This window comes from Ferdinandcohnia sp. FSL W7-1320 (assembly GCF_038050315.1).
GTDB lineage: Bacteria > Bacillota > Bacilli > Bacillales > Bacillaceae_L > Ferdinandcohnia > Ferdinandcohnia aciditolerans.
In genome coordinates this window covers 5188960-5210050 of the sequence record NZ_JBBPAM010000001.1, presented here as the reverse complement: position 1 = coordinate 5210050, position 21091 = coordinate 5188960, and the positions used below count along the sequence as shown (strand labels likewise).

At 40.7% G+C, this 21091-nt stretch carries 22 protein-coding genes and 1 riboswitch; of the genes, 13 read left to right on the top strand and 9 right to left on the bottom strand.

Features of this window, described 5'->3' with window-relative positions:
- Nucleotides 1–287 precede the first annotated feature (287 nt).
- Nucleotides 288–1973 (top strand): glycoside hydrolase family 13 protein, encoded by a 1686-nt coding sequence (locus NST91_RS24950; protein WP_341333296.1) that lies wholly within the window; start codon nt 288–290, stop codon nt 1971–1973.
- 46 nt (nt 1974–2019) lie between these two features.
- On the top strand, nt 2020–3681 hold the full coding sequence (locus tag NST91_RS24945) for an alpha,alpha-phosphotrehalase (RefSeq protein ID WP_121448354.1): 1662 nt from the start codon (nt 2020–2022) through the stop codon (nt 3679–3681).
- A gap of 47 nt (nt 3682–3728) precedes the next feature.
- Here NST91_RS24945 and NST91_RS24940 read toward each other — a convergent pair whose 3' ends face one another.
- Nucleotides 3729–3872 carry a hypothetical protein gene (locus NST91_RS24940; protein ID WP_165918240.1) on the bottom strand — a complete coding sequence of 48 codons (144 nt, stop codon included), beginning with the start codon at nt 3870–3872 and terminating at the stop codon, nt 3729–3731.
- A 12-nt stretch (nt 3873–3884) separates the two neighbouring features.
- The gene (locus NST91_RS24935) at nt 3885–4163 is read right to left on the bottom strand and encodes a small, acid-soluble spore protein, alpha/beta type (protein ID WP_121448353.1); all 279 of its coding nucleotides are present in this window, start codon (nt 4161–4163) and stop codon (nt 3885–3887) included.
- 265 nt (nt 4164–4428) lie between these two features.
- On the opposite strand from NST91_RS24935, the gene hbs reads away from it, so the two are divergent.
- A complete protein-coding gene (hbs, locus tag NST91_RS24930; RefSeq protein WP_010677267.1) occupies nt 4429–4707 on the top strand; it encodes a non-specific DNA-binding protein Hbs in 279 nt (92 codons plus the stop codon).
- 416 nt (nt 4708–5123) lie between these two features.
- The gene (locus NST91_RS24925; protein WP_341333295.1) at nt 5124–5414 is read left to right on the top strand and encodes a YwdI family protein; all 291 of its coding nucleotides are present in this window, start codon (nt 5124–5126) and stop codon (nt 5412–5414) included.
- A 182-nt stretch (nt 5415–5596) separates the two neighbouring features.
- Here NST91_RS24925 and NST91_RS24920 read toward each other — a convergent pair whose 3' ends face one another.
- From NST91_RS24920 to pxpB, 3 genes are read right to left on the bottom strand one after another with little or no spacing between them, the layout of a single operon-like run.
- Complete coding sequence (locus NST91_RS24920) at nt 5597–6523, bottom strand: 5-oxoprolinase subunit C family protein (protein WP_341333294.1); 927 nt, start codon at nt 6521–6523, stop codon at nt 5597–5599.
- 4 nt (nt 6524–6527) lie between these two features.
- Nucleotides 6528–7286 (bottom strand): 5-oxoprolinase subunit PxpA, encoded by a 759-nt coding sequence (locus NST91_RS24915; protein WP_341333293.1) that lies wholly within the window; start codon nt 7284–7286, stop codon nt 6528–6530.
- Nucleotides 7273–7995, bottom strand: coding sequence for a 5-oxoprolinase subunit PxpB (gene pxpB, locus NST91_RS24910; RefSeq protein WP_341333292.1), 723 nt, complete (start codon nt 7993–7995; stop codon nt 7273–7275). Before pxpB ends, NST91_RS24915 begins: the two co-directional genes overlap by 14 nt.
- A gap of 96 nt (nt 7996–8091) precedes the next feature.
- Here pxpB and NST91_RS24905 point away from each other — a divergent pair, with 96 nt between their 5' ends.
- On the top strand, nt 8092–8463 hold the full coding sequence (locus tag NST91_RS24905; RefSeq protein WP_341333291.1) for a DUF423 domain-containing protein: 372 nt from the start codon (nt 8092–8094) through the stop codon (nt 8461–8463).
- Nucleotides 8464–8507: 44 nt separating this feature from the next.
- Here NST91_RS24905 and gerQ read toward each other — a convergent pair whose 3' ends face one another.
- The 3 genes from gerQ to hemQ form a co-directional block, all read right to left on the bottom strand.
- Complete coding sequence (gerQ, locus tag NST91_RS24900) at nt 8508–8996, bottom strand: spore coat protein GerQ (RefSeq protein ID WP_246006490.1); 489 nt, start codon at nt 8994–8996, stop codon at nt 8508–8510.
- 55 nt (nt 8997–9051) lie between these two features.
- On the bottom strand, nt 9052–9474 hold the full coding sequence (locus NST91_RS24895) for a cell wall hydrolase (RefSeq protein ID WP_121448346.1): 423 nt from the start codon (nt 9472–9474) through the stop codon (nt 9052–9054).
- Between the two features lie 342 nt (nt 9475–9816).
- A complete protein-coding gene (gene hemQ / locus NST91_RS24890) occupies nt 9817–10569 on the bottom strand; it encodes a hydrogen peroxide-dependent heme synthase (RefSeq protein WP_121448345.1) in 753 nt (250 codons plus the stop codon).
- Nucleotides 10570–10862: 293 nt separating this feature from the next.
- Between hemQ and pta the strand changes: the two genes are divergently transcribed.
- Nucleotides 10863–11834 (top strand): phosphate acetyltransferase, encoded by a 972-nt coding sequence (gene pta, locus NST91_RS24885; protein ID WP_341333290.1) that lies wholly within the window; start codon nt 10863–10865, stop codon nt 11832–11834.
- A 138-nt stretch (nt 11835–11972) separates the two neighbouring features.
- On the opposite strand, the gene NST91_RS24880 is transcribed toward pta, so the two are convergent.
- Entirely contained in the window at nt 11973–12401 is a 429-nt protein-coding gene (locus NST91_RS24880) for a winged helix DNA-binding protein (RefSeq protein ID WP_121448343.1), read from the bottom strand.
- 252 nt (nt 12402–12653) lie between these two features.
- Here NST91_RS24880 and NST91_RS24875 point away from each other — a divergent pair, with 252 nt between their 5' ends.
- The 7 genes from NST91_RS24875 (at nt 12654) to NST91_RS24845 (ending at nt 20834) form a co-directional block, all read left to right on the top strand.
- Complete coding sequence (locus tag NST91_RS24875) at nt 12654–13193, top strand: CarD family transcriptional regulator (RefSeq protein WP_121448342.1); 540 nt, start codon at nt 12654–12656, stop codon at nt 13191–13193.
- 357 nt (nt 13194–13550) lie between these two features.
- Entirely contained in the window at nt 13551–14378 is an 828-nt protein-coding gene (gene lipL / locus NST91_RS24870; protein WP_121448341.1) for an octanoyl-[GcvH]:protein N-octanoyltransferase, read from the top strand.
- A 319-nt stretch (nt 14379–14697) separates the two neighbouring features.
- A riboswitch (SAM riboswitch) is annotated at nt 14698–14853 on the top strand.
- Between the two features lie 551 nt (nt 14854–15404).
- Nucleotides 15405–16481, top strand: coding sequence for a sugar ABC transporter substrate-binding protein (locus tag NST91_RS24865; protein ID WP_341333289.1), 1077 nt, complete (start codon nt 15405–15407; stop codon nt 16479–16481).
- Nucleotides 16482–16518: 37 nt separating this feature from the next.
- A complete protein-coding gene (locus NST91_RS24860; protein ID WP_341333288.1) occupies nt 16519–18057 on the top strand; it encodes a sugar ABC transporter ATP-binding protein in 1539 nt (512 codons plus the stop codon).
- A complete protein-coding gene (locus NST91_RS24855; protein WP_341333287.1) occupies nt 18026–19048 on the top strand; it encodes an ABC transporter permease in 1023 nt (340 codons plus the stop codon). Before NST91_RS24860 ends, NST91_RS24855 begins: the two co-directional genes overlap by 32 nt.
- Complete coding sequence (locus NST91_RS24850; RefSeq protein ID WP_121448337.1) at nt 19038–19421, top strand: VOC family protein; 384 nt, start codon at nt 19038–19040, stop codon at nt 19419–19421. The genes NST91_RS24855 and NST91_RS24850 overlap by 11 nt, the downstream gene beginning before the upstream one ends.
- A gap of 108 nt (nt 19422–19529) precedes the next feature.
- The gene (locus NST91_RS24845; protein ID WP_083967595.1) at nt 19530–20834 is read left to right on the top strand and encodes an IS91 family transposase; all 1305 of its coding nucleotides are present in this window, start codon (nt 19530–19532) and stop codon (nt 20832–20834) included.
- The last annotated feature ends 257 nt before the right edge of the window (nt 20835–21091 follow it).

The following is a 21091-nucleotide window of genomic DNA, read 5'->3' as shown; positions in this document are numbered from 1 at the left end:
AAAGGACCGCGTCGACAAAAACGCCACGGCCTAATGTCTTGTCGACACTAGCACTTCCTGTGCGTCGAAGTCAAGGCGGCTTGAGCTCCCGAGTAGCGGAGCGAGGCAACTGCTTGAGTTTAACATCCTTGCAACCTTGCGCTGAGGAATTGACTTCCTGAATTAACTAGCAGACGCAAGCGCATAACCTAGTTATTACTCTGTTATCGGTGCAGTGTTTGCAGAAATTCGATGTGTCATTTTTACCGCACTTTTTAAACATCCTCTAGAAAGTGAGTTTATGGGAAATGGAAAACAAAACATGGTGGAAAGAAAGTGTTGTGTATCAAATTTACCCAAGAAGCTTTAAGGATACAAATGGCGACGGAATTGGAGACCTTAAGGGAATTACCGAAAAGCTTGATTATCTAAAAGACCTTGGTGTTGATGTAATTTGGCTCTCCCCTGTCTATGAATCCCCTAATGATGATAATGGCTATGATATTAGCAACTACTGTGAGATCATGGATGAATTTGGCACGATGGCTGATTGGGAAGAGCTACTTTCGCAGATGCATAATCGCGGCATGAAGCTAATGATGGATCTAGTCGTAAATCATTCGTCAGATGAGCATAAGTGGTTCCAGGAATCCAGAAAATCAAAGGATAACCCTTACCGTGACTACTACATTTGGCGTCCTGCTAAAGATGGTAAGGAACCGAATAATTGGGAGTCATTCTTTAGTGGTTCAGCGTGGCGATATGATGAGCAAACGGATGAATACTATTTACATTTATTTAGTAATAAACAGCCTGATCTAAACTGGGAGAATCCTAAAGTTCGTGAGGAAGTCTATGACCTTATGACTTTTTGGCTTGAAAAAGGAATAGATGGATTCCGAATGGACGTCATCAATTTAATTTCAAAAGTTCCAGCGCTACCAGATGGTGAACCGCAGGAAGGAAAAAAATATGCTTCAGGTGCACCTTATTATATGAATGGACCTCGAATCCATGAATTTTTACAGGAAATGAACCAACAAGTGTTATCGAAATACGACATTATGACTGTTGGCGAAATGCCGGGTGTCGACACAGAAGAAGCGCAAAAGTTTACAGGTTCGGACCGTAATGAGCTAAACATGGTCTTCCAATTTGAACATATGGATTTAGATTCAGGTCCAACAGGAAAATGGGATTTGCGACCATTAAATCTACTAGATTTGAAACAAACGTTTACCAAATGGCAAAAAGGTCTGGAAGGCTCTGGCTGGAACAGTTTGTATTTAAATAATCATGATCAGCCTAGGATGGTGTCTAGATTTGGTGATGACGGTGAGTATTGGTTAGAGTCAGCAAAGATGCTTGGAACGTTTTTGCATATGTTGCAGGGAACTCCATATATATATCAAGGTGAAGAACTTGGGATGACGAATGTTCAGTTTGATTCCATTGACGATTATAAGGACATCGAAACCCTAAATATGTATAAGGAAAAGGTAGATGCAGGCGTGGCTCCAGAGCAAATTATGCAGTCTATCTATGCAAAAGGAAGAGACAATGCGCGTACCCCTATGCAATGGGACGAAAGTGAGAATGCTGGGTTTACGACAGGCACTCCATGGATTTCGGTGAATCCGAATTACCGGGACATTAATGCGGCTAAACAAGTGGATGATCCAAATTCTGTTTTTCATTATTATAAAAGATTGATTGAGTTACGAAAGCAGCATGAGATTATGGTATATGGTACTTATGACCTGCTGTTGCCGGAGCATCCAACGATTTATGCGTATACTAGAATATTAGCTGATGAAAAGTTACTGGTAGTACTGAATTTTTCAAATGAACATGCATTATTTGAGTTGCCAGAAGAGTGTAGCTACAAATCACAGGAACTATTGATTGGCAATTATGATGTCAATCAAAATGAATCAATTGAAAGAATAGAATTAAAGCCATATGAGGCAAGAGTGTATCGGTTAACGATTTGAAGGTGGATTTGAGTACCATCTGTAGAAGGGAAGAGAGGATACAAAAATGAAGCAAGCATGGTGGAAGGAAGCAATTGCCTATCAGATCTATCCAAGAAGCTTTATGGATTCAAATGGTGACGGTATCGGTGATCTACAGGGGATTATATCCAAATTAGATTATGTAAAAGATCTGGGGATCGATGTAATTTGGATTTGCCCTGTTTACAAATCACCCAATGATGATAACGGCTATGATATTAGCGATTATCAAGACATCATGGCTGACTTTGGAACGATGGCTGATTTTGATGAATTACTAGAGGAAACCCATAAGCGTGGGATGAAACTCATTATTGATTTAGTTATTAACCATACAAGTGATGAACACCCCTGGTTTATCGAATCTCGTTCTTCAAAGGATAACCCAAAGCGGGATTGGTATATTTGGCATGATGGAAAAGATGGAAAAGAGCCAAATAACTGGGAAAGTATATTCGGGGGGCCGGCATGGGATTTTGATGAAGAGACTGGTCAATATTACATGCATATTTTTTCTACAAAGCAGCCTGATCTCAATTGGGAGAACACGGAGGTTCGCACAGAGTTATACCGCATGATTAATTGGTGGCTCGATAAAGGCATTGATGGTTTCCGGGTAGATGCGATTAGTCATATTAAAAAAGTACCGGGTTTCCCTGATCTGCCAAATCCAACTGGTCTAAAGTATGTTTCTTCTTTCGACGGCCATATGAATCGTCCCGGGATTCAAGAATTTTTACAAGAATTAAAGAAAGAAACCTTTGCCAAATACGACATTATGACAGTTGGTGAAGCAAATGGTGTAAGTGTCGAGGATGCAGAAGAATGGGTTGGCGAGGAACAAGGAAAATTCAATATGGTGTTCCAGTTCGAACATTTAGGCCTATGGGATGAAGAGAAACAAAAACTTGATGTGGTCGGGCTCAAACAAGTTCTTACGAGATGGCAAAAGGGACTAGAAAACATGGGCTGGAATGCATTGTTTATCGAGAACCATGATCAAACACGTGTCGTATCTAATTGGGGAAATGATAAGGACTATTGGAAGGAAAGTGCAACGGCGCTAGGTGCCATGTACTTTTTCATGCAAGGAACTCCTTTCATTTACCAGGGGCAAGAAATTGGAATGACAAATGTTCAATTCCAATCCATCGAAGAATATGATGATGTGGCAACAAAAAACTTGTATCATGAAAAGCGCTCTGAGGGTGTCCCGCATGAGGAGATTATGGAGGTCATCTGGGCGACAAGTAGGGATAACTCACGTACTCCAATGCAGTGGTCCAATACCGAAAACGCAGGCTTTACAACAGGAGAACCATGGATGGGTGTTAATCCAAATTTCGTGGAAATTAATGTTGAAAACCAGCAGGCAGATGAAGATTCTGTGCTGCATTTTTATAAAAAAATGATTGCTTTGAAAAAGGCGAATAAAGTATTCACGTATGGTGAGTATGACTTATTACTAGCCGAAGACCCACAGCTATATGTATACACACGCACGCTAGGCGATCAGAAAGTGATTGTTGTAACGAATCTATCTCAAGAAAATGCCATTTGTCGTCTGCCAGAAGGTGAATTTAGGCATGATAGGCTAATGTTGGCAAATTATTATATCGATGCACACGAGGCTACAGATTCAATAGAATTAAGAGCGTATGAGGCACGAGTATATCGGTTAGGTTAATTTAAAGACCCCTATGCTTAAGTAAGGCATAGGGGATTTTGAGTGAGTTATTTATGATCTGGCTCTCCTACTTCATTACCAGTTGTGTATTCATAGGTTGCCTCATAGCCAGACTCTCTTGCTTTCGGGCCTTTGGCAACTTTGTATTGGCTATGATTGGATTGACCATCACGGTTTTTCTTTTTATCCATACGAACACCACCTTACCCGCGTTTATTTAAGTTTTCTTGCGCCATGCGGATCATTTCTTTAACCATATTGCCACCGATGTTGCCACCGACTTTGCCTGCTTGCTTGGACGTGAGGTTTCCGTTGTAGTCTTCCTTTAATGGAATCCCCAGTTCCTTTGCGACTTCGTATTTTACGCTGTCAGGGTTAGATGGATCTGTTTTGTAGCCTTGTTTTCGCATTACATTTGCTTTGAGTTGGTCAAGCCCTTCTCTTGCTTCAGGAATGAGTGGTCGACGTTTTTTTCGTGCCAATAGGGACACTCCTTTCGTCATGTAATTTTTTATAGTATTCCCTAGTATAAAATCTAGAGATAAGGTAAAACTTGGTAGTAACAACATTTTAAAAGATTTTTATTTAATTCAGTTTTTTTGGTTTGAAACGCTTGTTTTTTGGCTAATCTAGTGATGTAATACTTATACCACCAGTTTAATAGGATGAATTTAGCCTAAATTCTTGCGAACCTATGAAAAAAGTGGTAAAAAGAATATGTGCTTATTTGGAGAGGAGAATTTTAAAATGAACAAAACAGAACTAATCAGTGCAGTTGCTGAAAGTGCAGAACTATCTAAAAAAGATGCAACAAAAGCTGTTGACGCAGTATTTGAAGCAGTTCAAAATGCATTAAGTAGCGGAGATAAAGTACAATTAATCGGATTCGGTAACTTCGAAGTTCGTGAGCGTGCTGCTCGTAAAGGCCGCAACCCACAAACTGGTGAAGAAATCGAAATCGCAGCTAGCAAAGTACCTGCATTCAAACCAGGTAAAGCTCTTAAAGACGCAGTAGCTGGTAAGTAATATTACATAATCCCTGCGCAAATGCCCCTCAGAGACGATCTGAGGGGTTTTTTCATACTCTTAGACTAAAAGTGTGCAACCGATTGTAAAAGCCTATATGCGAATTGCTAGATTGTCAAAATGTGAGTTTGACGCACCCCTATTGCTCATGGGAAAATAGGAGTATCGATTTTACAAAGGTAGTGAAGGGATGCAAAAACGAGTCAATTGCTTAAAATGCAAGCATTTTTATACGACATGGGAACCGAAATTTCCTCGTGGCTGTCGCGCCTTCAATTTTAAGACGCAGGCAATGCCCTCTATAGCGGTTTTTAGATCTTCTGGGGTACATTGTATGAAGTATGAGGAAAAGCATATCAAGCAACAGCAAACCCCTTCCTACAACGTAGATATTCGGGCATAGAGGAGTGAACTTTGTGAATATATCTTTGAATAAGATTTTAGATAAAATGCAGCAGGAATTGTTGAGAGTAAAGAGTGAAGAGAGTGAACAAAAGGTAAGAGAGCGTTTGTTGGCCATTCGGACCTTATGTGACCTTGTGTTGGATGAGGCCCCAACAGAGGGAAAGCGGGTTGAGGCGGTGCCTGTACAACCAGTGCGACAGGTTGTGCAGTCCATTCCTGCGATGCCGCAAACAACGACAATCCAAAACGCTACAAAATTAGAGGAAGACGATGCTAATGGAGATTCTCTGTTTGATTTCTAAACAGAGGTCTCTTTTTTTATCTGTTTTGGTTTTGTCCGATAAAAGGAGAGTTATGTCCGATATCTGGCCGGGAATGTCCGATATATTGAAATTTATGTCCGTTAAAATTCTTTCTTTGTCCGATATCTGTAAAATTGTGTCCGATATCAAAGTATGAGGCAAAAAAATACCCCCAAGGTGCGTCACCATTGGAGGTTTTTGAGAAAGTTCTCTCTTTTTTTATAGAGTTGATGGGCAGTTTCAATGCTGCAGCGCTCAAATCGAATCGTTCCACCAGGCGGTAGCTGGGCGATTTTATAAGTATCGGCGGCAATGATCGTTGCGATTCGAGGATAGCCCCCTGTTGTTTGCCGGTCTGCTAATAGGATGATGGGCTCGCCGCTACTTGGAACTTGAATACCACCAAGAGGGATTGCGTCGGATGCAATTTCGGCCCTTTCTTTATGCTGCAAGGGTTTTGTCCCCTTTAATCTATACCCCATCCGGTCCCCTTGAAGGGCCTGAAAGGTGTCGCTAAAAAACTGTTCGATGGAACTCTCTGTAAAATAATCCTGGTGTGGCCCTAAAATTGCGCGAACGGTTACCCCTTTATCAAAGGTTGGAACAAGGTAGTGCGAGAGTCCTGTATTTTTTCGAAGAGTATCAACAGAACCGTAAATAATATCACCATCGTTGATCTCTGTCCCAAGCTTTGCCTTTGCGTAATATGATTTACTTCCGAGGACTTCTTGAGCTTCAAATCCGCCCGCCACTGCTAAGTATGCGCGAGTTCCCGATACGGGTTTGCCAAACTTAATAATATCCCCTTTTGACACAACAAACGACTGCCATAATGGGGCTTTGTTTCCATTCACAGTCATGCTCAAGTCTGCCCCGCAAACAGAGAGTGTCATTGCGTCTGCTTCTACCCGTAATGTCGGGCCAAGCATGGTAATTTCAAGTACGGCCTCCTCTCTAGAGTTACCGACCAGAATATTAGCAAGCTGGCTTGAATATGTATCCATTGCTCCACTTGTTACGACTCCAAATTGTTGGTAGCCATAGCGGCCAAGGTCCTGAAATGTGGTTAAAAGTCCTTTTTTAAGGACGGTAAATAGCGGTTGTCCCATATAATCACCTAAATGCCTTAATTGTAATGCCTTCATTGGTTAGTGCATGTCGTAATTCTTGTACAAATTGGAGGGCGTGATCATTGTCTCCATGAACACAAATGGAGTCAGCTTTAATTGGAATAATTTCGCCAGTTGTCGTTTGAACGGTTTGTTCTTTCACCATTTGCAGAACTTGTTTGATTGCAACATGGCTGTCGTGAATAACTGCGTCCCCTTGGGTCCTCGGTGTTAAGGTTCCATCAGGTTGATAGGTTCGATCAGCAAACACTTCGGAAACCGTATGTAAGCCGTATTTTTCTCCAGCTTCAATTAACTTGCTACCAGCTAGTCCATAGAGTGAAAGAGTTGGATCAAATATGCTGACAGCTTTAGCAATTGCCTCTGCAAGGTTAGTGTCGACTGCGGCCATATTATAAAGAGCACCGTGTGGTTTTACGTGAGAGAGCTTTACTTCGTGTGCTTTACAAAATGCTGCAAGAGCACCGATTTGATAAAGAACAAGATCATAGACGTCTTTTGGTGAAACGGCCATGGCTCTCCTGCCATATCCGACAAGGTCCTGAAAGCCTGGATGGGCACCGATAGCGACGCCATATTTCTTCGCCAGCTGTACAGTTTGATTGATTACATGCGGGTCGCCTGCGTGAAACCCACAAGCGATATTTGCGCTGGAAATAAAGGAGAGGACTTCCTCGTCTTTCCCGATTTTATAGGCACCAAAACTTTCCCCTAAGTCACAATTTAAATCAATGGTTTTCAATTTTTTTCACCTCTACTTTGTATTGGTTTTCTTTTACTAGATTTTCAATTGCTCTGTATTCTTGTGCTGAAATCTGAGTGAAGCGGAGGTAGTCCCCTGCTTTTAGTAAAAACGGATTCTGCCGTTCCGGGTCAAATAAAGGTACCGGAGTTCGTCCAATGAGATTCCACCCTCCTGGTGACTCGAGTGGATACACCCCTGTTTGATCACCGCCGATGCCGACCGCCCCTTTTGGAACTTTTAATCGGGGAGTTGCCAGGCGCGGTGTGCTAAGTGTAGCTGGAAGCCCTTTTAAATACGGGAAGCCCGGTAAAAAGCCAATCATATAGACAAGATAATCAACGCTGCTATGTATGGAAGTCACCTCTTCGGTTGAGAGCCCATTCCTGCGAGCGACATTCTCGAGGTCCTCACCATCATAACAGGTTGGAATCACAATGATCTCTTTTGAAGTGGTGCTTTGTTCTGTGGAATGCTTTTCGCAAATCTCAGCAACCTGAGCAAAAAGACGATGATAGGTAGTGAGAATTGGATTATAGTAAACTGTTATTGACTGAAAGGCAGGAACGAGTTCAACAACACCTGGTATATTCATTTGTTCAATGTGTTTCGTGGTTTGCTGAATTTGACGCTGCAAGTTGTCTGAAGCAGGCTCCTTGTATAGAATTTGCAGGGCCATGTCTCCAATAGGTATAATCTCGTAGTTCATAGTAAAACTCCTTTATGGTCTAGAGTCCTACTCCTATCTTATAATGAATATGGTAGAATAAAAATACGAATTTTAAAAAAAGGATGGAGAACGAAAATGAAATTGTTCTTAATATTGGGAGCGATTAATGCATTTTTAGCAGTTGCGCTTGGTGCATTTGGTGCCCATGGTTTAGAAGGAAAAATTACCGAAAAATACTTAAAAACATGGAATACAGCTGTCCAATATCAAATGTTTCACGCGATTGGATTATTTGTTGTTGCCTTTTTAGCGGACAAGTTTTCACAAGTTAGTTTAATTACAACGGCTGGTTGGAGTTTGCTTGTGGGAATTTTTTTATTTTCTGGAAGCTTGTACGTTTTAAGTGTGACTGGTATTAAAATCCTTGGTGCCATCACACCGCTTGGTGGGGTTGCCTTTTTACTAGGTTGGGTATTATTAATAGTGGCTGCCGCAAAACATATGTAAAAAACGAAAGATTAAAGGAGTGTCCGCGGACACTCCTTACTTTTTTAGCGTGGTGGGTAATTGACTAGGCCTTGGCCTCCACCAAATGGATATTGGTACTCAATTTCTTCGTCAAATGTAATGTATTGTAAGTAGACCATTAAGAGTAAGTAGCGCACGCCTGTTTGAGGGTCACTTAAAATAATGTGGTCACGCCCTGCAGCTTCAACAACGCCTTTGAAGACTTTTTGTTGGTTCGTGGTATCAAAGCCCATGTAAACAGTCGCTTGCTTTCCTTTGTTCAGGCGAAGAATGTTTTCGATGTAGGATTCTTCAAGCGGAAGCATACCCGGTACATTTTGCGCGACCCCACCCGTTTGAGCGAAAGTTGGCGTTTGTGGTGCCTGAAAGCCTCCTTGTTGTTGCTGTTGGAATGGATATCCCCCATATGCGAATTGGTTTGGATCCATGTAGCCCCCAAACTGGCCCATACTTTGCGGGTTAAACCCGTAAGCAGCATATGGATTTTGCATTGATTGATTATCTTGACTCAATGTAAGCCCTCCTCAGAATGTTTAATTTTTCTCTTTTTAAATTAAGGCATATGCCTTAGAAAACGTCTGGACAATCCTCCTGTGTTGGTTGGTAGAAGCAGTGTGCTTTAAACCTTCCCACGTTCCACTGGTTAAACCATTGTGCTGGACAGTTTCCTGATGGTTCAAAAAACCACAAAGAAAACCTGGCAGGGTGAAACCTTTCCCCTTTTAGTACCCTTCGTGCAAGTGCAATCTCAGACGGTCGAGCGGCCTGGTAGAAATAGCCCTTTTGGGTTGCTTCAAAGCCACCAGGACTTTGAAAGACCATTTTTCGGATGGTGTTAATATCTTTAAAATCCAGACAACGAGATCTCGCGCGATTTACCCCGACATTCCCTACTAATAGCATGCCTTGTTTACCTTCGCTTTCAGCCTCAGCGCGTAACAACCTTGCTAACAGCTTTACATCTGCTTCCGTGTGCGCAACTACTGCCATCTTTTCACCTCACTACAAAAGAAGACAAGGATAATGAAAAAGCCTCTTTACTAACTTATTGTTTAGGTGAAAGATGGGTTCCTACTTTTTGATTATTTTTGGGATTTTGACTAGAACTTTTTGGTGGTATGTTTAGTGGATTCATCATTGCATTGTATGAGCGAGGAAAAAGGATTATGAATATGGATAAAAAAAAGAGAGGAAGTCCCTCTCTTTTTTTATGTCTAGTTTCATGCGCCATCGGCTCTCTGGTCTAAGAAAAGCGCTTCGGAAGGTAAAATGCACCTTCTGTCAGCGCTTTTCTTATGCTTGTCGCCTAAAACAGGGCGCCTGTCACTTTTCTTAATTAATGTGTAGGAATTGTGGTACTTTTTCTTCAGTTAAAATGTTTCCAACGAAGAATGCTCCGAATTCACCGTATCGAGCACTTACTTCGTCAAAGCGCATTTCATAGACAAGCTTCTTGAATTGAAGCACATCGTCCGAGAATAAGGTTACGCCCCATTCATAATCATCAAAGCCAACAGAGCCTGTGATGATTTGTTTTACGATTCCTGCATATTGGCGGCCAATCATACCGTGGCTGCGCATAAGCTCTTTGCGTTCTTCCATTGAAAGCATGTACCAGTTGTCATTGCCTTCACGGCGCTTGTCCATTGGATAGAAGCAAACATATTTGTTCTTCGGTAAGGTTGGGTATAAACGTCCGCGTACATAAGGATTTTGATATGGATCCTCATTGCTTTCGCCTGCTACATAGTTACTTAATTCAACAACAGAAACATAAGAATATGTAGGAATTGTGTATTCAGCAAGCTTTGTTTTATTGAATTCATTTTCGATTTCATTTAGTTCTTCCATTGTTGGGCGAAGAATCATCATCATGAAATCAGCCTTTTGGCCGACAATTGTATATAATGCATGGCTTCCTTGGTTCTCTGCTTGAGTTTTATTCCACTTATCTACTAAACCAAGAAATTCATGAATTGCTGCTTGTCGCTCGTCACTAGAAAGGGTTTTCCAAGACGTCCAATCAATCGAACGAAAATCATGTAGGCAATACCAGCCATCAAGCGTTTGTGCTGCTTCAGCCATTACAATCACTCCTTATTTATCACATGTTTATGTATTCAACACTACTATATCACAGTTTCCCCTATAGCAAAGTGATTAAACCTTAGGAGATTTTGTGAACAAAAGTGAGAGTGAGTATTTTGTCAGGTTGTTGGGAAAATTGAAGATAGTGTCATAATACTGTCACATGATTTTTAAGGCTTTTTGGTTTTCAATTGATGAAAAAAGCCGTATCCTAATGGTTGGCAGTTTTGGTACGGCTATATGCCTAACTTACATAAAACGCATTTATTAACATACTAGGAGGAATAAGAGTGAGCGATTTATTTACTCAATTAAAACAAAAGGTATCTGGAAAGGAAATGAAAATTGTTTTTCCAGAAGGATTAGATGAGCGCATTTTAACAGCGGTAAGCCGTTTGGCAAGTGAAAAGGTACTTGTACCAATTGTAGTTGGCGAAAAAGCAGCGGTTGAAAACAAAGCGAAGGAACTTGGTGTTTCCCTTGAAGGAGTGGAAATCTATGATGCTAATTCATATCCAGAGTTCGATCAGCTTGTGGCTTCATTTGTTGAACGACGTAAGGGCAAAGCAACTGAGGAGGATGCACGTAAGATCCTTAAGGATGAAAATTACTTCGGAACCATGCTAGTGTATACAGGTAAAGCACACGGGCTTGTAAGTGGTGCGGCACATTCAACTGCAGACACGGTTCGTCCTGCCCTTCAAATCATTAAAACAAAACAAGGTGTGAAGAAGACTTCTGGTGTATTTATCATGGTTCGTGAAGATGAGAAATATGTATTTGCTGATTGTGCGATTAATATTGCACCAGATAGTCAGGATTTAGCAGAGATTGCAATTGAAAGTGCCAATACGGCTGATATGTTTGATATCGAACCAAGAGTAGCTATGTTAAGCTTCTCAACCAAAGGTTCTGCAAAATCTCCTGAAACGGAAAAAGTAGCAGAGGCTGTTAAAATTGCAAAAGAAATGAATCCTGCCTTAGTATTGGATGGAGAATTCCAATTTGATGCGGCATTTGTTCCATCTGTTGCAAAGAAAAAAGCACCAGATTCCATAATCAAAGGAGACGCAAATGTATTTGTTTTCCCAAGCCTTGAAGCGGGTAATATCGGATATAAAATTGCACAGCGTCTCGGAAACTTTGAAGCGGTTGGTCCAATTTTACAGGGCTTAAATCAGCCAGTAAACGACCTTTCACGCGGTTGTAACTCAGAGGATGTTTATAAACTTGCTTTAATCACAGCAGCGCAAGCGTTGTAAGAATGAGAATGGCCATGTCTTTAGGACATGGCCTTTTTTGTGGGTGTATTTTTGCTAGTGGCAGTAAATTAAGATTAATGGCAGTATTTCTGAAACAGTGGCAGTAAATCGTCAGCTACACACCCAATTGTCTGAATTTCAAATGTTCCAATCCGTTTTTAATACTTTTTTTAATAGCTCTACTTGTTCATCCCCGATATTTTCTATGATTTGTTTTTCAATCGTTGCTTTTAGTTCCTCATTTTTCTCATAGCACTCTTCACCAAGGGGGGTTAATTCGATTCGTTTTTCCTTTTTGTTGTTTTCAACATCCATTACGTTGACTAGCCCTTTTGCCTTTAAGTTTTTTATAAATTTATGTGTTGCTTGCCTAGTTATATCAACATTTTTAGAAACATTCGCAATCGTTGTTTGTCTTTTATAGATCCGCGACATGATATACCATTCTGAATTTGAAATCGCGATGTCGCTGGTCTCATTCCATAATTTTTCTGCAATCCCTCGAAGCTGTCCATGTCTTTCACTTAAGAGGTCGATTAAATCTAAATGTTGAAGTACAGGGTCCATAAATTCCACTCCCGTTTTTATAATCGCCATTACTATACAAAAATAAATAGATGTAGTCAACTAAGTTGACAAAATTTATGTGAGGGTTAAGCTGAAACTTTTGTCGATTTATACAGGATATTGAGGTTTTACAGGTCGGTTATTTGTCTTGGAAATGTTATTTTTGTCAACCAAGTTGATATTTTTTGAATTATGGTGTATGATTAAATAAAGTCAACTAAGTTGACAATCCATTGGATAGGAGCATGGTACATGTTTAATATCGGTGATCTAGTGATTTATTCGAATATGGGTATATGCCAGATAGATGATATTTGTGAAAAAACATACGGTGGTATGACTCGGACTTATTATATAATGCACCCAATTGAAGACAGCACGTTGATAATCCAAAACCCAGTGGATAATGACAAAGTATTAATGCAAGGAATTATTGATAAAAGTGAATCAGAGGAAATCTTAGAATCCTTTAAGCTACCAGGAATTCAGTGGATTGACAACAGTTCGGAGCGTCATAAAGTCTATTCTGGAATAGCTTCGTCCGGAAATAGAGAAGAAATATCTAAAGTACTAAATACATTGCTTTGTAAAAAGCATGAATTTGAAATGAACGATAAAAAATTGTCGGAACATGACCGTCGTTTACTTCTTTATTTACAAAAAATATTTTATAAAGAATTGGCGATTACGTTAGATACAACGGTTGAGGCCGTAACGAAAAAAATCAATCAAATGATTGCCTTTAAAATGAGCAAAACCTCACGACATGAGGTAGCTAAATACGTAAATTAAGGGTAAAATAGGACGGTACAGGAACCAGGCATCGCCTGGTTTTTTGGGGTTTATTTCTTTTAAGAACCTCATTGTTAATCTAGTATTTATTAACTTTATTCATTCAGAAGTCTCCTACTTCTGTGGGGGATGAATGCAAACAGAGTATACAATTCAGTCGGGGTTCTAACTCTGACTGAATAAAGTTAAAGCCTCCGGCGGATGCCACAGATTTTCAATGGAAACTTTTCGAGCAAGTAAGTTCAAAGACTAAGAACGCCACGTCCTGTGGCAACGTCTTTATGACCCACTTCATGTGGGCCTAAAATCTGGGCGCAAATACGCCATGGCGCATTTGATATTATAGGAGTATGCCTTATGACCGAAAGTCTTTTATTTCAGCCAAGTTGGCGGATTATTGATCAATCTAGTCTAGGCTATCAATTTGATGCACTACAATCGTTTGCGATAGATGACACTCTTTGTGCGTTTGTGGGTAAAGGTGAATCGCCAGCTACAGCGCGGACTTGGGTTCATCATCAAACCATAGTTCTTGGGATACAGGATACTAAATTGCCTTTTTTGGATGAAGGGGTTGAGTTCCTTGAATCATTGGGCTATCGCGCGATTGTTAGGAATTCAGGTGGACTAGCAGTGGTATTAGATGAGGGAGTGTTGAACATTTCACTCATTTTTCCTGAGACGGAAAAAGGGATTGATATCAACCGCGGATACGATACAATGCTTGAACTCATTCGAAAAATGCTTGAGGGCTATGAAGTCGATATCGTTGCACGAGAAATCGTTGGATCATATTGCCCTGGAAGCTATGATCTAAGTATAGATGGGAAAAAGTTTGCGGGGATTTCTCAGCGCCGCTTACGTAATGGAGTGGCTGTGCAAATTTATTTAGGTGTGACCGGAAGTGGGTCAGAACGAGCAGACATCATCCGTCGGTTCTATGATATAGGTTTGCAAGGTGCGGAGACGAAATTTGTTTACCCAGATGTAAAACCCGAAACAATGGCTTCTTTGGCGGAATTAGTTGATCCAAACCTTACCGTACAAACCGTCATGATGCTGTTGCTTCAAACATTAAAAAAAGAAAGTGAGCACATTTTTGCTTCACAATTAACGGGAGAAGAAATGCCGTTATTTGAGCAAAATTATGCACGTGTACTTGATCGGAACGAAAAAGCATTATAGGAAACTAGGAGATTTGGTTCTCCTAGTTTTTTTGTGGAAAAATGGGATTGTGGGCGTGCAATTGCGTGTTAGATATGATAATTGCGCGATAGATGCCCGGAAATGCGTATGTTAAATTCGATAATTGCGTGATAGAAGATCACAATTGCGTACTAAATCCAATGATTGCGTTTTACCGTAATTTTTTTCTCCAAAAGATATTTTCACTATTAAAATATTTTTTATTATAAAAATATTGAATTTTATTTTTGGGCATGATATGATTCTCGTCAAGTAAGTTATTTGAATGAAGTTAATTGAATATGTTTGCTGTATTTTTCTCTTATCAAGAGTAGGCTGAGGGATTTGGCCCTATGACGCCCAGCAACCGACCGTAATACCATTGTGAAATGGGGCGAGTTTTTTTCGCCGGGTATGACCCGTAAGGCACGGTGCTAATTCCAACAGAAGGATTTTTCTTTCTGGTAGATAAGAGGTGCGAAGACTTTTGTATGCTTCAAGCCTCTTTCTGATGAGAAAGAGGCTTTTATTTTTTTCAAAAAAGGCCTCATAAACGGGAGAGTGGTGGCTTTTTAAAAAGTAAGTAGATTAAAATGGCTCTTTTCTAATAGATTGTTGCTTTTATAAGAAGTGCAAACCAAGTTGATTGAAGCGGAAGGCGGCGACTCCAGCGGGAAAAGCATGAGACTTGAGACCCCGCAGACGCGACAGCGACCTGTCCAGTTGCAGCGGCTAGAAACTCGAGAAATTTCAACTCCTCCTTCAGAGGCAAAATACGCCTCTTTGTCGGAGTCTCCGACGCACAGGATGTGCTAGTGCCGACGTCGCCACAGGACGTGGCGCTTTAGTCGGCCAATTTTCTCGTTTCTGTTCAAGCCGCCTCCACACTTCGTTGAGGAGGCTCAAGCCACGCCCGCGGAAAGCGTCCGCCTGCAGTGGAGATCAACGGTGCAAAAAGCAACAATGTCTACGAAATCAGCCATTTAATATGAAAATGGATGACATACAAAAAAGGGGAGAAACACAATGAAATTAACAAAACTATTATTCACAGCGTTACTACTTATTGCAGTATTGGTTGGATGCCAACCGAAAGTCGCAGAGGAAACAACAAAAACAGATAGTACAGAAGTAAAAAATTCTGAACATCCATTAGCAAACAAAAAAATCGCTTTAATTATGCAACAAAACTTAGGAACTTTTTCTGCTCAATATATTGAGGGTGTTGAAGAGCAGGTGAAAAAGTTTGCTGGCGATACAACTGTTTTTACATCTGATGGAGACCTAGCAAAAATGGCGTCAAACGTCGATGCGGCGGTAAACCAAGGATTTGATGCTATCTTGATTGACCACGGAACAAAAGAAGCCCTACAAGGTTCAGTTCAAAAAGCGGTAGAAAAAGGTATCCCAGTTGTAGTGTTTGATGCAGAAGTGGAAGTGGATGGGGTTACAGTTCTTGAACAAGGTGACCAGCAAATGGCGCAAATGACACTTGAGAAATTAGCGGAAGATGCTGGTGGTGAAGCAAATATCGTAAAAATTTGGGTGGCTGGATTTGCTCCAATGGAAAGACGTCAAATCGCCTATCAAGAGTTTCTTGACAACAATACTGGTATAAAGGAAATTGCAACGTTTGGTGCAGCGACTGCTAATACTGCGCTTGATACACAAGCACAGATGGAAGCTCTTTTAAAGCAATATCCTGAAGAGGGTCAAATTACAGCAGTTTGGGCAGCGTGGGATGAATTTGCAAAAGGTGCTGTTCGTGCAATTGAACAAGCAGGCCGTTCAGACATTAAAGTTTATGGAATTGACATGAGTGATGAAGATTTACAAATGATTCAAGCAGAAAACAGCCCATGGGTTGCATCTGCGGCGGTTGATCCAAAAGATATCGGACGTATTCAAGTTCGTTTTGCCTACCAAAAACTAAATGGTGATGAAACACCAGAACGAGTAAAACTAGAGCCAGTATTCGTAACAAAGGATGCACTGCCTGAAGAAAAAATTACAACTGCAGAGCTTGACCAATACATTGAAGGCTGGGGTAAAAGCGAACAAGGTTACACAGATGAGCTGAAAAAGCTTGAAGCTGGGGAGTAAAAATGGGGGCCTCAAGGGGTCCTCTGTAAAGGAGGATATGCAGATGCCTTTACTCGAAATGAAGGAAATTACAAAAGGTTTCGGTAATGTGGTTGCACTTGAGAATGCTTCTTTTGAGCTACAAAGGGGCGAGGTCCACGCGTTGCTTGGGGCAAATGGCGCTGGAAAAAGCACGCTGATGAAAATTCTATCAGGAGCCTATGGGCTCGACGCTGGGACGATTACCCTTGAAGGCAAAACAATTGATATTCGTTCTCCGAAGGATGCAAAATCATCTGGTATTCACATTGTTTATCAAGAGGTCGATACGGCGATTGTACCGCAGTTAACGGTTGCTGAAAATATTTTACTCGATACTTTTTCAACTGAAAAAAGCTTGTTCATTAATAAAAGAAAGTTTCGTGAAAAAGCAGCCTCGATTCTAAGGCTCTTGAATGTCACGGATATACCAATGACAAAGCAGGCATTAGAGTTATCACTTGCCGAAAAGCAGTTGGTTTTGATTGCGAGAGCCCTTGCACATGAAGCGAAGGTCATCATTTTTGACGAGCCAACTGCACCATTATCGATTGAGGAAACAAAATACCTTTTCGATATTGTAAAAACACTGAAGGAAAAAGGTGTCGGTTGCGTTTTTATCTCACACCGATTACCCGAGGTGTTTGAAATCTGTGACAGGTTAACGATTATGCGTGATGGCAGGACGATAAACACTTTTTCAACTAAAGAGGTGACTCCAAAAACAGTTGTCGAAACGATGCTTGGAAGTACCTATACAGAACAATCCTCGAAACGAAAAGCCGTGACGGGTGATCTTCTTTTAGAGGTAAAGGGGCTTGATGATGGGGAAAAGCTTACCGATGTTTCGTTTACGGTTTCTGAAGGGGAAATTGTTGGGGTTGTCGGGTTAGTTGGTGCCGGAAAAACAGAGCTTGCGAAAACATTGTTTGGTCTTCGTCCTTACGAACAGGGTGATGTAATCGTTAAGGGGAAATCTCATCATTTTACCCATTCACAACAAGCAATTGAGGCAGGTTTTGCGCTTATTTCAGAGGAGCGCCGTAAGGAAGGGTTGTTTATTCATGAATCAATCTCTACAAATCTATCCTTTGCCAATTTGAAAAAGTTCTCACCGTTTTTAATGATGAATCGACAGGCTGAAAAGAGCTATGCAAGCTCCATTATTGAATTGCTTGGAATAAAAACAAACGATACGGAAACTCTGGCTGAGCATTTAAGTGGAGGAAACCAGCAAAAGGTTGCGATTGGAAAATGGGTTTCTCGAAATGCGGGCCTCTATTTGTTTGATGAGCCGACAAAAGGGGTTGATGTCGGTGCGAAGCAGGATATTTTCAAGCTTATTTATTCCCTCGCCGATGAGGGGAAAGGGATCCTTTATTTTTCTTCTGAAATCGATGAGATTATAAGAATTTCAGACCGGATTCTTGTGATGTATGACGGAGAAATCGTAAAGGAACTTTCAGGAGGAGAGGCCACACAGGATCAAATCCTTTTGTATGCTAGTGGTGGAAAGGATGACGTACATGAAAGGGAATATCATCAGCTTCCTGTTTAAATATGGGGCAATCTTATTAATGGGCTTTATCTTAATCTATTTTAGTACTGTGAACAGTGCATTTTTTTCATATGGAAATCTATCAGATATCCTACGATCCATCTCAATTGTAACACTTCTTGCGTTAGGGGTTACGTTTACGCTTGTTGTTGATGGATTTGACTTATCAGTAGGGTCAACTATGTCATTGTCGGTCGTGATTACGGCGTCATTGATGGTCTGGTATGAGTTACCGCTCTGGGTGGTACTGCTATTACCACTATTAGTTGGGGTTGTAGTTGGTCTTGTAAATACGTTTTTAATCGTAAAAATAGGGATACCGGATCTACTCGCGACACTTGGAATGATGTATATCGTATCAGGTCTGCACCGGACCTATACGGAAGGGTATTCCATCTATAACCATATGCCATTGACCAGTGGCGGGACGGCCCCTGGTGAGTTCAATCAAGCATTTTTATGGATTGGGCAAGGGAAGATGCTGGGATTACCGGTTCCGGTCTGGATTATGCTCGTTTTCGTGCTTCTTGCTTATGTGATTCTTAACCATACGAGATGGGGCCGAATTCTATATATGACAGGTGGAAATGCAGAGGCTGCAAGATTGTCTGGTATCAATACAAATAAGGTAAAGCTGATTGCGTATACCGTTTCTGGAGTGTTTGCTTCAATGGCGGGAATATTGTTTACTGCTCGTGTCGGTTCGGGACAAATAGATGCGGGTGCTTCACTGTTAATGGAGTCTGTTGCTGCGGTGTTTGTTGGATTCTCCGTGCTTGGTGCTGGAAAGCCAAATGCACTTGGAACCTTTTTTGGAGCAGCACTTATTGGAGTTCTTTTGAATGGACTAACCATGCTAAATCTACCATACTATGCATTTGAAATTGTAAAAGGTGGGGTGCTGGTCTTGGCACTTGCTGTGACCTACATTGGCGTTAAATACCGACCAAAAATCATTCGAAAAAGGAGAGAGCAAAAACATGCCGCTTAAAAAACTAGAACATGTTGGAATTCAAGTAAAGGATTTAGACACGACAATTGAGTTTTATACAAGAGTATTGGGGTTAGAGTTGCTAGAAAAACAGGACCATGTCGATCCAAACTTGAAGCTAGCATTCCTTGGCTTTAGTGATTCAGACGAAACAGTGATTGAGCTCATTTCCGGATATAATCCAAACCTTCCAACAGAAGGAAAGGTACATCATATCGCATTTACCGTTGAAAATATCGAAGAAGAAATTGCAAGAGTTAAAGAGCATGGTGTTACGTTTGTTGATGAAAACATTACGACGCTTCCAAGCGGGGCTAAATACGTTTTCTTCAATGGGCCAGACGGCGAATGGATTGAATTGTTTCAAAAATAATAGAGAGTAATTTGCGACCAGGGGGGATCCTCTGGTTTTTTTTAAAAGATAAGAAAGTATAAAAATTTGGGTCTACCACAGTCATTTAAGCTGTGGTATTTTCATTTTATGGAGACCAATATATTGAGAAGAATATTTTTTGATAAACACCAACATTGGGAAGCTTTCAAAAGAAAACACGGTGCTAAAATCCGCCCTATCGTAATTAAGGAGGTTGAGAAATTTCGAGATTGTGGGGATATCAAAAATGGATTTAAGTTATTTGTGTGTGAAGGTTGTCATGATGTGCGAAAGGTTCCTTACCGATGTAAAGGTCGATTTTGTACCACGTGCTCTGTTGGAGAAAGTGAAGAATGGAGTAGGTTACTTACTGAAGATGTTCTTCAGGTTAATCATCGGCACGTAATTTTTACGATTGATGAAGGACTAAGAGATGTATTTCTCCTTCACCGACATCTATTAAAAGATTTAATGGATGCTTCTGCAAGACTACTTACTGACTTCTTCAAAAAGAAAGCAAAGGTAACACCTGGGATTATTGCTGGACTCCACACTTTTGGTTCAAGGGTCAACTTCAATCCTCACGTACATATGTTAGTTACAATGGGTGGATTAACAGAAAAAGGAGAATGGAAGCAGTATGATTTCTTGCCATTTACGATGCTTCGTAAACAATGGCAAACGGTCGTATTAAAATTAATTAGAAACGGAGTTTCACCAAGAGAAAAGAAAAGAATCCAACCAAGACTTCAAAAGGCGTTCACCAATAATGGCGAAGGCTTCTATGTGTATGCACCTAAACAGAGGGGAAAAATAAAAGAACAACTTCGTTATATTGGCCGTTATATTCGTCGACCAGCGATTGGAATCAATCGGATTGAGGCATATGATGGGCAATTCGTTACGTTCAAATATAAGGATAAAACTGACGGAAAAGACAAATCCGAAACCGTAAGTGTCGAAGAATTTATTTCACGTTTAATTCGCCATATCCCAGACGAGCAATTTAAAACTATTCGGCATTACGGTATGTATTCTAGAAGATCAAAAAACTTGTGTAAAAAAGTGTTGAGTACTTGGCAACAAAAAGCAAGACGTTGGGTTGTAAAAGTTAAGAAAACCTTACGTCGCCAGACGTGGCGTGAAAGAATAGTAGCCAGTGGCAAGAAAGACCCTCTCGTTTGTCAGAGGTGTGAATGTTACTATGAATACAAGGGAGAAGTCTGCCTTGAAAATGGTAAATTAGAAATAAAGGTAGCCTTATGCAAAACTACAAGAGCTTATTTAGAAAGGATGATTAACGATCTCACCGGTATCAAAAACCCGCAAAAAGGGAAAGAAAAAGAAGAAAAACATAAGCCTAAACCAGTCCAAGCAACAGAGCGTCAGCTATGTTTGTTTGGCGTGTCATGAGAAAGAAGAGATTCCTATTAACGTGGTAAGGGATTTCGATTTAATGGATGATGGAGATCCGACAACTCCTCCTATGTTTGCATGTGAAAAATGTGGGGGTGAAATGTATCCTGAGTATTATAAAGGGGTACATGGCATAGAGTACAAATTATCGGATATTCTCTAACCATGAAAAGGACCGGGCTATGCCCGGTTTTTCTTATTTTTCGTGCAACTTTTTTATGTCTATATACGTCAATAAATGAGGGTGTTTTCTG

Coding starts and splice junctions, on each gene's coding strand:
- hemQ (WP_121448345.1), bottom strand. CDS start 10,569: ATGGCTGAAGCAGCACAAACGCTTGATGGCTGGTATTGCCTACATGAT.
- NST91_RS24855 (WP_341333287.1), top strand. CDS start 18,026: ATGAAAGGGAATATCATCAGCTTCCTGTTTAAATATGGGGCAATCTTA.
- pxpB (WP_341333292.1), bottom strand. CDS start 7,995: ATGAACTACGAGATTATACCTATTGGAGACATGGCCCTGCAAATTCTA.
- NST91_RS24905 (WP_341333291.1), top strand. CDS start 8,092: ATGAAATTGTTCTTAATATTGGGAGCGATTAATGCATTTTTAGCAGTT.
- hbs (WP_010677267.1), top strand. CDS start 4,429: ATGAACAAAACAGAACTAATCAGTGCAGTTGCTGAAAGTGCAGAACTA.
- NST91_RS24875 (WP_121448342.1), top strand. CDS start 12,654: ATGTTTAATATCGGTGATCTAGTGATTTATTCGAATATGGGTATATGC.
- NST91_RS24920 (WP_341333294.1), bottom strand. CDS start 6,523: ATGGGACAACCGCTATTTACCGTCCTTAAAAAAGGACTTTTAACCACA.
- NST91_RS24895 (WP_121448346.1), bottom strand. CDS start 9,474: ATGGCAGTAGTTGCGCACACGGAAGCAGATGTAAAGCTGTTAGCAAGG.
- NST91_RS24865 (WP_341333289.1), top strand. CDS start 15,405: ATGAAATTAACAAAACTATTATTCACAGCGTTACTACTTATTGCAGTA.
- NST91_RS24945 (WP_121448354.1), top strand. CDS start 2,020: ATGAAGCAAGCATGGTGGAAGGAAGCAATTGCCTATCAGATCTATCCA.
- NST91_RS24950 (WP_341333296.1), top strand. CDS start 288: ATGGAAAACAAAACATGGTGGAAAGAAAGTGTTGTGTATCAAATTTAC.
- NST91_RS24845 (WP_083967595.1), top strand. CDS start 19,530: ATGGAGACCAATATATTGAGAAGAATATTTTTTGATAAACACCAACAT.
- NST91_RS24860 (WP_341333288.1), top strand. CDS start 16,519: ATGCAGATGCCTTTACTCGAAATGAAGGAAATTACAAAAGGTTTCGGT.
- NST91_RS24940 (WP_165918240.1), bottom strand. CDS start 3,872: ATGGATAAAAAGAAAAACCGTGATGGTCAATCCAATCATAGCCAATAC.
- NST91_RS24850 (WP_121448337.1), top strand. CDS start 19,038: ATGCCGCTTAAAAAACTAGAACATGTTGGAATTCAAGTAAAGGATTTA.
- lipL (WP_121448341.1), top strand. CDS start 13,551: ATGACCGAAAGTCTTTTATTTCAGCCAAGTTGGCGGATTATTGATCAA.
- NST91_RS24880 (WP_121448343.1), bottom strand. CDS start 12,401: ATGGACCCTGTACTTCAACATTTAGATTTAATCGACCTCTTAAGTGAA.